The organism is Hymenobacter ruber (assembly GCF_054783255.1).
In genome coordinates this window covers 808,337-821,527 of the sequence record NZ_BAAGQX010000004.1, presented here as the reverse complement: position 1 = coordinate 821,527, position 13,191 = coordinate 808,337, and the positions used below count along the sequence as shown (strand labels likewise).

The 13,191-nt window shown below is 62.2% G+C and carries 13 protein-coding genes; 7 read left to right on the top strand and 6 right to left on the bottom strand.

Annotated elements, in window-relative coordinates; translation table 11 throughout:
- Positions 1-141 precede the first annotated feature (141 nt).
- Together ACYVM5_RS14055 and ACYVM5_RS14050 are read left to right on the top strand one after the other, a co-directional pair.
- Positions 142-1,392 carry an MFS transporter gene (locus ACYVM5_RS14055; protein WP_460618739.1) on the top strand — a complete coding sequence of 417 codons (1,251 nt, stop codon included), beginning with the start codon at positions 142-144 and terminating at the stop codon, positions 1,390-1,392.
- A gap of 72 nt (positions 1,393-1,464) precedes the next feature.
- Complete coding sequence (locus ACYVM5_RS14050) at positions 1,465-1,992, top strand: NADPH-dependent FMN reductase (RefSeq protein WP_198075053.1); 528 nt, start codon at positions 1,465-1,467, stop codon at positions 1,990-1,992.
- Between the two features lie 50 nt (positions 1,993-2,042).
- Here the strand turns inward: ACYVM5_RS14050 and ACYVM5_RS14045 are convergent, their stop codons facing one another.
- Positions 2,043-2,588: a DUF2062 domain-containing protein gene (locus ACYVM5_RS14045; protein ID WP_460618738.1), complete on the bottom strand. Its 546-nt coding sequence runs from the start codon at positions 2,586-2,588 to the stop codon at positions 2,043-2,045.
- Between the two features lie 105 nt (positions 2,589-2,693).
- Between ACYVM5_RS14045 and ACYVM5_RS14040 the strand changes: the two genes are divergently transcribed.
- The 4 genes from ACYVM5_RS14040 to ACYVM5_RS14025 all read left to right on the top strand — a co-directional run bounded on the left by ACYVM5_RS14040 (position 2,694) and on the right by ACYVM5_RS14025 (position 6,629).
- The gene (locus ACYVM5_RS14040; RefSeq protein ID WP_460618737.1) at positions 2,694-3,629 is read left to right on the top strand and encodes a YihY/virulence factor BrkB family protein; all 936 of its coding nucleotides are present in this window, start codon (positions 2,694-2,696) and stop codon (positions 3,627-3,629) included.
- An 84-nt stretch (positions 3,630-3,713) separates the two neighbouring features.
- Positions 3,714-5,165 carry a DEAD/DEAH box helicase gene (locus ACYVM5_RS14035; RefSeq protein WP_460618736.1) on the top strand — a complete coding sequence of 484 codons (1,452 nt, stop codon included), beginning with the start codon at positions 3,714-3,716 and terminating at the stop codon, positions 5,163-5,165.
- 134 nt (positions 5,166-5,299) lie between these two features.
- Entirely contained in the window at positions 5,300-5,635 is a 336-nt protein-coding gene (locus ACYVM5_RS14030) for a low molecular weight protein tyrosine phosphatase family protein (RefSeq protein ID WP_460618735.1), read from the top strand.
- A 52-nt stretch (positions 5,636-5,687) separates the two neighbouring features.
- Positions 5,688-6,629: a zinc-dependent peptidase gene (locus ACYVM5_RS14025; protein WP_460618734.1), complete on the top strand. Its 942-nt coding sequence runs from the start codon at positions 5,688-5,690 to the stop codon at positions 6,627-6,629.
- A 9-nt stretch (positions 6,630-6,638) separates the two neighbouring features.
- Here ACYVM5_RS14025 and ACYVM5_RS14020 read toward each other — a convergent pair whose 3' ends face one another.
- Both ACYVM5_RS14020 and ACYVM5_RS14015 read right to left on the bottom strand, forming a co-directional pair.
- Complete coding sequence (locus ACYVM5_RS14020; RefSeq protein ID WP_460618733.1) at positions 6,639-8,201, bottom strand: alpha/beta hydrolase; 1,563 nt, start codon at positions 8,199-8,201, stop codon at positions 6,639-6,641.
- Positions 8,202-8,318: 117 nt separating this feature from the next.
- Positions 8,319-9,314 (bottom strand): fasciclin domain-containing protein, encoded by a 996-nt coding sequence (locus ACYVM5_RS14015; protein ID WP_460618732.1) that lies wholly within the window; start codon positions 9,312-9,314, stop codon positions 8,319-8,321.
- A 211-nt stretch (positions 9,315-9,525) separates the two neighbouring features.
- Between ACYVM5_RS14015 and ACYVM5_RS14010 the strand changes: the two genes are divergently transcribed.
- Positions 9,526-10,431, top strand: a complete 906-nt coding sequence (locus ACYVM5_RS14010) for a hypothetical protein (RefSeq protein WP_460618731.1) — start codon at positions 9,526-9,528, stop codon at positions 10,429-10,431.
- Between the two features lie 91 nt (positions 10,432-10,522).
- Here the strand turns inward: ACYVM5_RS14010 and ACYVM5_RS14005 are convergent, their stop codons facing one another.
- The 3 genes from ACYVM5_RS14005 to ACYVM5_RS13995 all read right to left on the bottom strand — a co-directional run bounded on the left by ACYVM5_RS14005 (position 10,523) and on the right by ACYVM5_RS13995 (position 13,134).
- Entirely contained in the window at positions 10,523-11,245 is a 723-nt protein-coding gene (locus ACYVM5_RS14005) for a pirin family protein (protein WP_460618730.1), read from the bottom strand.
- A 131-nt stretch (positions 11,246-11,376) separates the two neighbouring features.
- The gene (locus ACYVM5_RS14000) at positions 11,377-12,210 is read right to left on the bottom strand and encodes a helix-turn-helix domain-containing protein (RefSeq protein WP_460618729.1); all 834 of its coding nucleotides are present in this window, start codon (positions 12,208-12,210) and stop codon (positions 11,377-11,379) included.
- Positions 12,211-12,327: 117 nt separating this feature from the next.
- Positions 12,328-13,134 (bottom strand): hypothetical protein, encoded by an 807-nt coding sequence (locus ACYVM5_RS13995; protein WP_460618728.1) that lies wholly within the window; start codon positions 13,132-13,134, stop codon positions 12,328-12,330.
- Between the last annotated feature and the right edge of the window lie 57 nt (positions 13,135-13,191).

Below are 13,191 nucleotides of genomic sequence, written 5' to 3'. Positions count from 1 at the left end.
GCGCATTCTAGGACTATTGAGACGCGGAATTGTTTGAAGAGAGCCGTAGCGTGGTCTGTGCGAATCCGCGCTTTTAGGCAACGAAACTTGACTAGGCACGGACTCGCAGAGTACGCGCTGCTCCTCCCCTACTTTTGCGCCGTGCCCCTTTTGCCCACCGACCGTCGCCTGCCGCTGCTCTATGCTATAATTCTGGTTGATGTGATTGTAGGGGCGGCGGTGGGGCCGGTGCTGCCGGAATTTGTGCGGGGGCTGCGGCAGCCGCAGTTGTGGCTGAGCGTGGGCACGGGCATATTTCTGGGTGTACAACTGTTTTCGGCCCCGCTGCTGGGGCGGCTGAGCGACGGCTACGGGCGGCGGCCCATTTTTATCGTTTCGGCGGTGGGCACGCTGCTGGCCAATGCGCTGCTGCTGCCGGTGCGGGCGGGGCTGTACTTCGTAAATCGCGTGTCGGACGGCCTCACCAACGGCATGTATGCCACAGTGCGCTCGGCCATTACCGATATTTCATCGCCCGGGCGGCTGTTTCGCAACCTCGGCATCGAGGGGGCAATCATCTCGCTGGGCTTCGTGCTGGGGCCAATGGCGGCCGGGGTGTTGCTCACGGTGCTGCAAGTGCCGCCGGCCCAACAGGCCACTTATGTGGTGCGGTTGGCCGTGGCCTTGGCGGCTCTCAACATCCTGCTCAGCCTGTGGCTGCCCGAAACCCACGCCGGACGTGGCGGAGTGCGCGGGGCCGAGCTACGCGCCGAACTAGCCCGCAGTGTCAATCCGCTCACGCTCTGGGCCCGGCTACGTGAGAAAGATGAGCAGAACCCCGGCGTGCGGCGCATCGTGCTTACCCAAGTGGCCCTCACCCTCAGTACGGGCTATTATTTCTACTTTGTGCCCTTCGCCAGCCTGGGGCCACTGCACCTGGATGCGCGGCAGATTTCTTATTTCTTCATGTTTTTCGGGGCGCTGAGCGTGGGGCTTAATTACGTGTTCTACAGCTATTTTGCCGACCGGATAAACCAGCGCCGGGCTATTGTGTGCCTGGCCGCGCTAGGGGTGCCGGTGCTGGCCGGCTATGGCCTGATGGGCGCGTCGAAAGTAGCGCTGTACGTGCTGGTCACGCTGGACTGCCTTACGCTCTCGCTCATCCAGGGCTTGCTGGAAGGCCGGCTGGCCCACCGCACCACCGAGGCCGACCGGGGCGAAATCTTTGGCCTGAACCAGGCCTTTCAGTCACTGGCCAGCTTCGGCACGGCGCTGGTATTCGGGGGCTTGTCGGTATTGGATTTGCGGCTGCCGTGGGCGTGGTTTGCGCTGTGCCTAGCGGCGGTAGCAGGACTGGCGGCTACGGATAGGGACCCTAAATACCCACACAAGGTGCAGGACCGAGAAGTGTAGGAGTTACTAACCCGTAACCAACGGCCGCCCCAACCAGTTAGCAGCACGGTTTCCATCGTTAGCCCTCTTGTTTTGATTACCATCCTTGCCGGCACCAACCGGCCCCACTCGCGCGCCCGCCGCATTGCCGATTACTACCGCGCCCTGCTTGCGGAGCTGGGGGCCGAAAGCCATATACTGGACCTGGCCGAGCTGCCGGTTGACTTCATTACCACCGCGCTCTACGCCAACGTGGGCACGCACCCGGAATTCAACCGCCTGGCCACCATGCTCGATGCAAGCGACAAGGTGGTTATCGTGGTGCCCGAGTACAACGCCTCGTTCCCCGGCGTGCTGAAGGCGTTTATCGACGGCCTCTCCTATCCCGGCGGCATCCAGGGCAAAAAGGCGGCACTGGTGGGCCTGAGCAGCGGCGGCCAGGGCGGCCTGCTGGCCATGGCCCACCTCACCGATGTGCTCATGTACCTCGGCACCACGGTGCTTCCCCAGCGGGTGCGCCTGCCCTTCATCAACCAGGATTTGAACGCCGAGCACGGGCTGAACCACGACCTGTCGCGGCAGTTGCTGCGCGAGCAGGCTACCGCGCTGCTGGCATTTTGACGCTTCGCTTAATGAAGAGTGGCGGACCCATCCGGTCATTTCCCAATTCCTCATTCTTCATTAAGCGAAGCGTTTTTAGCCAGCACGCGCCGGAACACTACGCGCAACACGAAATACAGCAAGACCACCAGCGGCACCATGGCCCCTGCCCACAGCAGCAGTGCGCCCAGTTCGGCCCGCCACAATAGTTTGCCCACCGCCGACCAGCCTTCGTGGTCGATGAGTTGGCGCAGGCTGGCCACGGTGAGGTGCGCCACCTTATCGCCCTGGCCCATGAGGCCGGCCCCGGCGCGCAGAAACGGAATGAGCAGCGCCAGCTGAAAAAACGTCATCAGATGAGTGGCCAGCTGCATGGCGGCCACGTTGAGGCGCAGACGCAGGGCCACGGCGGCGCTCAGGATGGTGGTGATGCCCAGGGCAGGAATCAGCCCGATGGCCACGCCCAAGCCCACGGTGAGGGCCAGCTTTTCGGGCGAGAGGCCGGTTTTGAGCAGGTCCAGCAGCGGGTCGGCCACGCGACGGCGCAGCCAGGAGCGCGGCGGCAGCGGGGCGGGCGGGGCTACCGGCGGCGTCAATTGGGTTTCGGAAGGCGACATACAGAAAAATAACGGGGCCGAAAGCCGGGCCGCACGGCAGCCCGTACCTTCGTTGGGGGCCTGCTTCTTACGGCTACGCGCCAGAATGTTGCCCCTCGGGTATTTATGACAAAGTTAGATTCCCCGGCCGAGTTGCCGGGTCCGTGGTGGCGCGAGCTGCCCATCTTGCTGCACCGCGCCGGCCGCGAATTAGGCCAAAACGACCCGCTGCGGCTGGGCGCGGCCACGGCGTTTTTCACCTCGTTTGCCCTGCCGCCCATCCTCATCATTCTGGTGCAGCTGCTGAGCTCGCTCTACCCTTCGTCTATTGTGCGGATGATGCTGCTGGCCAAGGTGAGCAACTTGGTAGGAGCCCCGGCCGCTGGGCTGGTGTCGCAGATTGTGATGAACGTGGCCGACCCCAGCCGCAGCCGGCTGGTGACGGTGGTGGGCTTTGCTTTCCTGCTGTTTGTGGCCACCACGCTGTTCACCATCATTCAGCATTCGCTCAATCAGCTCTGGCAAATCCGGCCCAAGCGGGGCACAGGCAAGGTGTCGCAGGCCGTGCGCGAGCGGGTGCGCTCGGGCGGCATTCTGCTGGCCACGGCGGGGCTGTCGGTGCTGGCCTTCGGGGCCGATGCTGCCCTGAGTCTGTTTGCCGAAAGCATCCGGGACTTCGACGCCACCTTCGCCTATTTCGTGGTGCGAGGGTTGAATGCCGTCATTGCCTGGCTGATTCTGGCAGCGTGGTTTGGCGTCACCTTCCGCACCCTGAGCCTGGCCAAAGTGCCGTGGCGGGCCGTCACACGCGGGGCAGCGCTCACGGCCCTGCTCATCAGCCTGGGCGAAGTGGTGCTGGGGCAATTGCTGGTGGCGCGGGATTTGGGGCCGGTGTACGGGCCGGCATCCAGCCTGGTGCTGGTGCTGCTGTTCGTATTTTATTGCGCCATGATATTCTACTTCGGGGCGGCCTTCACGAAGGCTTATGCCCATCGAATCGGGTTGGATATCCGGCCCAAAAAGTCGGCCGTGCGCTACCGGCTGGTGAACGTGGAGGAGTAATGGGGTGCGGCAAGAAAATGCTCGGCGCTTGCGGGCTTGCCTACCAAAACAAGCGGCTCTTGCCCCAAGCCGTACCTTTGTCCCGTGCAAACTCCTGATACCTCCGCCGCTGCCGGTGCTTCGCCGGCCCAGCCCACCGCCAAGCCCACCCTGCAATTCGCCGATTTCGGCCTCTCCCCCGCCCTGCTGGCTGGCGTGGCCGAGCTGAATTTTACCCAGCCCACCCCCGTGCAGCAGCTGGTGCTGGCTCCCGCCCTCGAAGGCCAGGACGTGGCCGGACAGGCCCCCACCGGCTCGGGCAAAACCGCTGCCTACGGCCTGGCCGTGTTGCAGCAGATTGACGTGACCTCGGCTACCATGCAGGCGCTGGTGCTGGTGCCCGCCCGCGAGCTGGTGATGCAGGTGCGCGATGCCCTGCGCAGCCTCGGCAAGCACATGCCCAACCTGCGCGTGGCCGGCTACTATGGCGGCCACGCCATGCGCGAAGAAGTGAAAGGCCTCCAGCAAATGCCCCACGTAGTAGTGGCCACCCCCGGCCGCATGCTCGACCACCTCGAACGCCGCACCATCGTGCCGAACCGCCTGAAAGTGCTGGTGCTGGATGAGGCCGACAAGCTGCTGGAGCTGGGTTTTCAGGAAGAAATGGCCACCATCATCAGCCGGCTGCCCCAGCGCCGCCAGACGCTGCTATTCTCGGCCACCATGCCCGACAAGGTGCTGAACCTGGTGCGCGAGTACCTCACCCGCCCCCGCGTGATGAACGTGGGCGGCTCCAACGCCACCACCCTGCCTGAGACACTGGTGCTGCGCGGCCACGTGGTGAGCGCCGCCGACCAGAAGCCCGCCGCCCTCTACCACCTCATCAGCCAGCCCGCCGCCGGCCGCTCCCTGGTATTTGCCAACACCCGCGACCGGGTGGAGGAGCTCACCCGCTTCCTGCGCGGCCGGGGCCTGGCCGCCGAGGCCCTGCACGGCAAGATGCTGCAGCCCGAGCGCGACAAGAGCATGATGAAGCTGCGCAACGGCTCGGCCACCGTGCTGGTAGCTACCGACGTGGCCGCCCGCGGCCTCGACGTGAATGAGCTCGACACGGTGGTGCAGTTCGACCCGCCCCACGAAACCGACACTTTCCAGCACCGCGCCGGCCGCACAGCCCGCGCCGGGGCCACCGGCACGGCTCACCTCATCGTAACGCCCTTCGAGCAGGAAAAAATCAAGAACTGGCCCACGGCCAAGAACGTGCAGTGGGCCGGCCTGCGCCCGCCCGCGCTGCCCGCCGCTGCGCCCAAAGCCCCGCGTCCGAGCACAGTCACGCTGCACGTATCGGCGGGCAAGAGCGAGAAAATCAGCCGGGGCGACTTGGCCGGGGCCTTCGTGAGCGTGGGCGGCCTGGAGCGCGACGCCGTGGGCCGCATCGAAGTATTCGACCACCACAGCTTCGTGGCCGTGCCCGAGGCCCAGGCCGAAGAAGTCTTGGCCCGTATGCAGGGCGCGAAGGTGAAAGGCAAAAAGGTGAAAGTGGCGCTGATTCGGTAGTAGCATATTCGACTGTCATCCTGAGCGCAGCGAAGGACCTTATCACCGCAGAACAATTAATGCTCAAACGTGATAAGGTCCTTCGCTGCGCTCAGGATGACAGTCGAATTCGTTTCAAGTAACCGCCCCTACCCTTGCGCCTCCTCTTCATCTGCAGCCAGAACAAGTGGCGCAGCCTCACCGCCGAGCGGCTGTTTGACGACCATCCGCACCACGAAGCCCGTTCGGCCGGTACCGAGGCGGGGGCTCGGGTGCGCGTCACGGCCGGGCACCTGGGCTGGGCCGAACTCATCTTCGTGATGGAGCGCCGCCACGCCGACCGCCTGCGCGAGAAATTTGCCGATGAGTTGCGGGACAAAACCATGGTCACGCTGCGCATTCCCGATAAATACCCGTTTCAGGACCCCATGCTGGTGGCGCTGCTGCGCGAGAAGCTGATGGCACATTTAGGGCCGGAAGTATTGAAGTAGTCTTTGCTACCACGATGCCCAACCCGAACGGGACCAAGCCGTTTAACCGGCCATGCCCTATCTGATTTCCCTGGCCGTTCTGGTGGCCATTATTTATGCGTTTTACCAATACGCTACCGCCGACTCGCGCCGCCGCACGGCCGCGTTGGCCGAGGAATTTCCCGCCGCCTGGCGACAGATTTTATCTGAGCAGGTAGCCTTCTACCTGGCCCTGACGAATGATGAAAAGGTCCGCTTTGAGAAGCAGACACAGGTTTTTCTGGCCAGCACGCGCATTACCGGTGTGCAAACGGAAGTGGACGACACCACGCGCCTGCTGGTAGCCGCCTCGGCCATCATTCCAGTGTTTGGCTTTCCCGATTGGGAATATCGCAACCTGGGCGAAGTCCTCATTGTGCCCGATGCCTGGCAGCTGGGAAATGACCCTACCAAGGAAGTAAAGCCTTTGCAGGGAACTCTACTGGGCTCGGTGCAGGGATTCCAGAACCAACACTACATGCGCCTGTCCAAGGTTTCCCTGGAACAAGGCTTCCGCGACGCGGTAGACCGTCAGAACGTGGGCATCCACGAATTCGCGCACCTGCTCGACGAGGCCGATGGCGTGATTGACGGCCTGCCCAAAGCCGCTATGCCGCCCGAGCTACTCCAGTCCTGGGCGGCGGTGATGCAGCGCGAAATTGCGGCCATTCAGGCCGGCAAGTCCGAAATCAACCCTTACGCCGCCACCAACGAGGCCGAGTTTTTCGCGGTGGTCACGGAATACTTTTTCGAGAAGCCCGAAAAGCTCCAGGAGCACCATCCCGAACTATACGAACTGCTCAACCAAGCCTTTCGGCAGAACCCCAAAAAGCGCTTTCTCCGCTTCGCCACCGACCCGCGCGAGTGGCTGAAAACCCTGCGCAGCCGCCGCAAATTCGGCCGCAACGCGCCCTGCCCCTGCGGCAGCGGCCGGAAGTACAAGGACTGCCATTTGGCGGCCCAGGCGGCGGCCTAAAACCGGCTGCTACTTGCTTCCCTGCTGCAACACCCAGTCGCGCACCGTGGTCAGCAGCACCGGGGCAATCAATGGGTCAACCGTTCCATCATCGGTAGCAATGAGTTCGGCGGCGGGCGTCTGAAACCAGTGGTTGAGGCCCGGCAGCCGGCGCACGCTCACGCGCTTGTTGCCTTTGAGGCCTTTTTCGAGGGCCGTCAGATTAGTGGCGGCATTCACCTCGGCATCGTCGGTACCATTGAGCAGCAGCACGGGACACTGAACATCGGCGAGGCTGGCCTGGGGGTCGAATTTGAGGTAGTAACGGTACCAGGGCGTGAGCAGGTCGGTGGCACGGGCTCGGGCCAGGGCGGGGTCCTGGTCGGGGTAGCGCTGGCGTAGCATGTTCATCACAATGGCCTGGGCCTGGTCGTTGCTGGCCGTCTGGCGCACAATCTCCAGCATGGTCCGCCGGAATTTGAGGGTGGCCTCGGCCTGTTTGCGCTCCTCACTCTTGATTTTGAGGCGCTGCTGTGCCACATAGGTTTCCACCTGCGCCGAATTGGAGCCGCTGGTGCGCAGCTTGGCGGCCTTGGCCATTACCTCGGCCCAGGCCCGGCGGCGGGCTTCGCCAATGCGGGTCGTGTCGGCGGCGCTCAAGGGCTCGGCCTGGTTGGCCAGCAGGTCCAATCCCACTAACCCAGATGCCGCCAGCGCCACCACAAAGCCGGGCGGCACGGGCTGGGCTGCCGCCAGCAGGGCCACATTGCCACCCTCGCCGTGCCCGATGAGACCGGTGCGGGCCGGGTCAATACTTGGCCGGACGCGCAGGAAACTCAGACCGGCCTCGGCATCACGCACCAGACTGGCCGTGGTGGCCTGGGTACCATTGCCGCCCGACTGGCCCACGCCCCGGTCATCGAGCCGCAGCACGGCAATACCCTGACGCGCCAGCGCGGCGGCGATATCGGCAAAAAACCGGTAGCTCCCCTGCCGCGAGTCGCGGTCCTGGCTGCCCATATCGCTGAGCAGCACGGCGGCCGGAAACGGGCCGGCCCCGTCCGGAATGCTGAGCGTGCCGGCCAGCGCTACATTGTCAGGCTGGCTGGTCAGGGTCACGGTTTCGATGTGGTAGGTGGTGGCTTTCACGGCCACCGTCTTCTCCGCGCTTGCCGTACTGGCGCTACCAAGGTCGGCACGTTGCAGCACCAGCGGTACCCGCAGCCCGGGCTGCGACCACACGCCGCGCAGCTCCTGCCCAGCCTCGCCGGCCTGCCTACACACAAAGCGGCAGTCCACGGTGGCGGCGTAGAAGATAAGGGTATCGCCCCGCAGCGTGAGCGAAGCCGGCACTTTATTCAGGCGCTTAGCGGGCAGGTCGAGCGTGGCAATCAGCTTGTTGGCTGCTGGCTGAATGATGCTGATTTGGACTGGCAGTGCCCCTCCGGGAATGGACAGCGGCCCCTTCCAAATACCGGCCGGGCCGGGCATTCCCACCACCGTCACCGGATGTTGCGCCGCCGAATCGGGGCGGATGGGCGTGTTGGTTTGCCCCAGCGCCATCGCCGGCCACAGTCCTATGCCAACTATCAATTTTCCCGCACTGCGGAGAAACAACCTTATCATATCAATCTTAAACAACCTTCTTGCCGCCCCCACTGCGATTGTTAGGGGCACGCCGGGCAAACCCAACCCCGAACTATGGGCCTATTACGGCAGCAGAACCCGGTCAATCACGTGCACCACGCCATTGGTGCACTGCACGTCCGGAATCACCATGTTGGCGGGCACAGTGTTGCCGCTTCCTTTCACAGTTATCACCCCGCTTTTAAAGGCTCCCAACACGACGGGCGCGCCACCAGCCGAAGCTATCGAAGTATTTTCGGGCAACTCCGGCGTGAATTTTCCGCCCTGCGTTCCCCCCACCACATGGTTGAGGAGCACCGCCGTTACCGTGGCCACGGGCAGCTTGCGGATGTCGCTGGGCTGGTTCAGGGGGACACCCAGCAACACGCCCAGGTCCTTGAAAGCCTGGTCGGTGGGTGCAAATACGGTCAGAGGCGCGCTACCGGGAGTGGCTTTGAGTGCATCCTGCAGGTTGCAGTACACCACGGCTTCAACCAGAAAAGTCAGCTCCGGCTTCACAAAAACATTGCCGCCCTGCAGGGCCAGCGCCGAATTGAGCACATCGGCTTTGGTAGCCAGCAACACTTTATCAATGGGATGAACCAGCCCGTTGGCCGCCTTCACATCGGTGCTCACAATCTGCGAGCCGTTGACGTAGAGCGTGCCATCGGCCCGCCGGATGATGCGCCGCGTCACGCCCAGCGCAGAGTTCGACGTGCTGCCCGACGTGAGCGCACTGCCCGCTAATGAGCCGCTATAGACATGATAGTAAAGTGTATTCTGCAAAAATGACTGTTGCAGCACAGCCAGGTCCTGAGCCGTGTTGAGGCCCAGGCGGCTGAAGGCAGCATTGGTAGGAGCGAAAACCGTGTAGTTGCCCTGCGGGTCGTTCGGGTTTTTGTTGCCGAGCAACACAGCCACGTCGCCACGAATGGCCGCATCTTCCAGTTCCTGAAAGTCGGGATTGGTAACGGCAATATTGGTGATGGACGGGTCGACTTCTTTATTCTTAGCGCAGCCATTTAAAGCCAAGAGGCCCAATGCCAGCAAACCGGCTTTAATGGGAAAATATTTTTTCATCGGGCGAATTATTGTGTTTATCGTGCTGACGAGTGCGTTCAACTCAAATCGTTGAATATAAACGGATTTATAAAGCCAGCGGATTGCGCTAAGGTAAATCCGCTCCCCCAAACTCACCCGTAGATTGCGATAAAATAGACGGTTTAGCTGTTTTTGATTGGCCGTGCCGAACCCGTCTGTTCCGTGTGATAATTCCTTATTTATTGCTTTTATGCAAAATCTTTCTACACTGTTTTGTAGTGCTCTTTTAGTTGTTGGTGTTGCCACTACCGGGCAGGCCCAGAGCCTGGTAAGCGGTTTTATGGCGGGCAAGGGCCACGGTTCGGTGGTGGTATCGGGCACGGCCGAGCGCTACGACGATGTGTACCTGGCCCCCGAGAAAATTTCGGGCGTTCCGATTTTTCAGGAGGTGCGCGTCAATTCCCTCAACCTCTATGGCACCTACGGCCTCTCCGATAAGATTGACGCCGTCATCAGCCTGCCCTACATCCAGTCGAAAGGCCGGGCGCCGGGGGCGGTGATTGATAACCTGAACTCCTATTACTCCACGCAGGGCTACACCAATGTGCGCCAGGGCCTGCAGGACCTTACTGCGCTGTTCAAATTCAAGTCCTACAGCCGCGAAATCGGCAGCAGCATTCTGGATTTGTTGGGCGTGGTCAGCTTCAGCACCCCGGTGAGCGACTACCAGACCAACACCGGCTACGGCTATATCATCGCCATCGGCAACCGGGCCACCAAGTACACGGCAGCCGGCGTGGCACACCTCAAAACCAGCTCGGGGGTGTTTGCCACGGGCCAGGTGGGCTACAGCCTGCGCACCGGCCCCGTGCCCGACGCTCTGGTGGGCGAGGTCAAGCTGGGTTACGCCGGCCCCAAAGTCTATCTGGAAGGCAATGCCTCCTTCCAGGAATCGAACGGCGGCACCGACATCGCGGCCCAGAATTTCACCGGCTTTTTCCCGTCCACGCGGGTCAACTACATCCGCTTGGGAGCCAGCGCCTACCGGCCCATCACCAACGGCTTCGGCCTGACGCTGGGGGCCAGCACCTACGTGGCCGGCCGCAACATTGGCAAATCCACCGGCTATTCGGCCGGCATCACCTATAACTTCTAATTCGTTAGTAGTCTTTATTTTAAAATAATGAAAAGCGCGCCCAAACCCGGAAACTATCCAGGTTTGGGGGCGCTTTCTTGTTTGACTTAATTTAATAATTCGACTCCGAAGAAGGCAGGTCAATCAGGATGAACTGAGCGTCTTTGGCGGCGCGGATTTGCACCACGTCGTCATCGGTCATGCGGGCCTGGTCGTTGGGGCCGAGTTCGGTACCGTTCACGAAAATGGTGCCCTGCTTCACGTAAATGAAGGTGAGGCGGATGGGGAAGGTCTTAAATTCAATTTCCTCACCCTCATCCAGATTAGACCAGTAAACTGTGCTGTTGGAATTCATGTACACCACGTCTTCCAGCACTTTCTGGCCAGTCACGAGGGGCACCAGCTCGTTCTTGTTGCCGCTGATGAAGCCCAGGTCTTTTTGCTCGTAGCTGGGGGCCAGGCCCTTTTGGCCGGGAATGAACCACAGCTGGTAGAGGTGCAGGGGCTTGTCTTGGCGGTTAAACTCCGAGTGGGCCAGGCCGGTGCCGGCGGTCATGCGCTGCACTTCGCCGGCCTTGATGGTTGTTTTGTTGCCCATCGTGTCCTGGTGCGTGATTTCGCCGTCGAGCACCAGCGTCACGATTTCCATTTCGGAATGCGGATGCTGCGGAAACCCTGACTGCGCGGCCACATTATCGTCGTTGAACACGCGCAACGGCCCGAAGTGCATGTTGGTGCGGTCGAAGTAATCGGCAAACGAAAACAGGAAGTAGCTGCTGAGCCAAGCTGCGGGAGCAGCGTGGTGGCGGTCGGCGGCGGAAATGTACTTGAGCATAGCTTGGGAACGAGAGAATATGGCGTGCCTCCCATACGCGCAGGGCGGGCCGGAAGTTGGCCCCACCCCGCACAGCAAAGCCCTTCCGGAGTGCGGAAGGGCTTGCGGCATTTTCAAACAGGAGTTCCGGGCTACGCTTTCTTCAGCAGCGCCACCTGCTGTTGCAGGTCGAGCACGAGGCTGGCCACGCGCTCCAGCGAGAGCTCGGCAATGGGGAACGTGCTGCTGATGTAGCTTTTAGCTTCCCAGATTTCGAGCACGTCATCGGCCTTCACGTCGTAGGGCGAGAAGTTCGGGTTGTCGGAGTGCAGCACGAACATGGCCCCGGAGCGCATCTTATTGAAGACGCGCTTGAACACGATGCCGTCGCGCGAGCTCACCACGATGCAGGGCGTGCCGTCCTTGATGCTGGTCCACTCCTCCACGTAGCGGCCCACGATGACGGTGCCGCTGGCAATGGGCAGCATCGAGTCGCCGGCAATTTCGAAGGCGCGGTAGGTGCCCGTCTGCGAGAGCATGGGCAGGCGGAACTTGGGCAGCACCTCCAGGTATTCGCGGTCGGCGTAGCCGTTGAGGTAGCCGGCGGCGGCTTTCTGGGGCACCAGCTCGATGTTCTCGTTCTGGTCCTTGTCCACGGTGAAGGCCAGCACGCGGAGCTTGCCGCCGGCGGCCGGCGTGGGCGGCTCGGGGTTGTCGTCGGCATCGGCACCGGGCGCGTTGGGGTCGGGCGCGGGCAGAGAACCGATGATTTTGGTGTTCTTTTTCTTGCTAAAGTCGGTGGTTACGAGCTGGTCGAGCGTGATGCCGAACAGGCGGGCCATGTTGACGAGCGTGGCGAGGCGGGGCTCGGCGCGGCCCTCTTCGTAGGCACCCACCAGGGAACGTTTGATGCCGAGCTTCTCGGCCATCTGGGCCTGCGTGAGGGCGAGCTCGCGCCGGCAAAACTTGAGGTTGGTATTAATCATCGGTGGGGGGCAGCAGCCGGGAGCGGCGTTGGACTTAACGCAGATTCGGCTGGTGAAGTTAGCAACGCAAGCGCGAAGTTACTAATTCACTTAGCTAATAAATTTCTGCCCACCACTTTAGCGTTGAGCAATTTGTCTTTCGGCCCACCATTCGTCGTTTTTCCAGAAATTATTCCATCCCACGCGGGCGTATTTGGGGTTGATGTGGGAGTCCCGCTCGCCGATTTCAAAGCGCGTGAGCACTTCGTGCGTCACGGCAATGCCCTGTTTCCAGAGCACGGGCGTGGTTTCGCTGCCCGGCCCATCGGCCCAGCTCCCCTCGAAGAGCAGCCCACCGTTGCGGGTGTCCGGGTTGGCGGTGTTTTCCATCAGCACGGCGCGGCGGCTGGGCGTGAGCTGAAAATCCAATGCGATGCGGCCCGTGAACTGCCCGCCCAAGCCGTGGCGGCTGGTGGCCTGCAGCGCAAAACCGCCCGTAGCGCAGTACGTGGGCGCAGCCGACTCTTCATAACCCGGCGAATACACCTTAATAGCCGCCGGCAGGCGCTGCACCTGCTGCAACTCGATGCTGCCGCGAAAGGGCGTGACGTCGCCGTAGCAGCGGAATTTGCCGGCCACGAGATAGCGGCCGGGGCTATGGGCGTCGGGCTGCACGGTGGTGAACACGAACTCCAGCCGCCGCCCGTCATAGCCGAAGCAGCCGTTGAGCACGTCTTCGGTGCCGCTTTGGGGCTGGTGCTGCCATAGTTTCCCTAAGTTGGTGCGGGCCAGCAGGGCCGTGCGGGTTGCGTTGGGGAGCACCGCGCCGGGGGCGGCCAGCGGAGCCGCCGGGCTGGCCGTTGGCCCCGAAAAGCTGGGCAGGTGCTGGGGTTGGGGCGCAGCAAAGAGCAGCGCAGGCGCTGTGAGAAGCAGGAAGTACCGCATACAACCGGAATAGAGGGGATTTTTAAGGCCAGCTATATTGCTAGATGGCGCTTATGA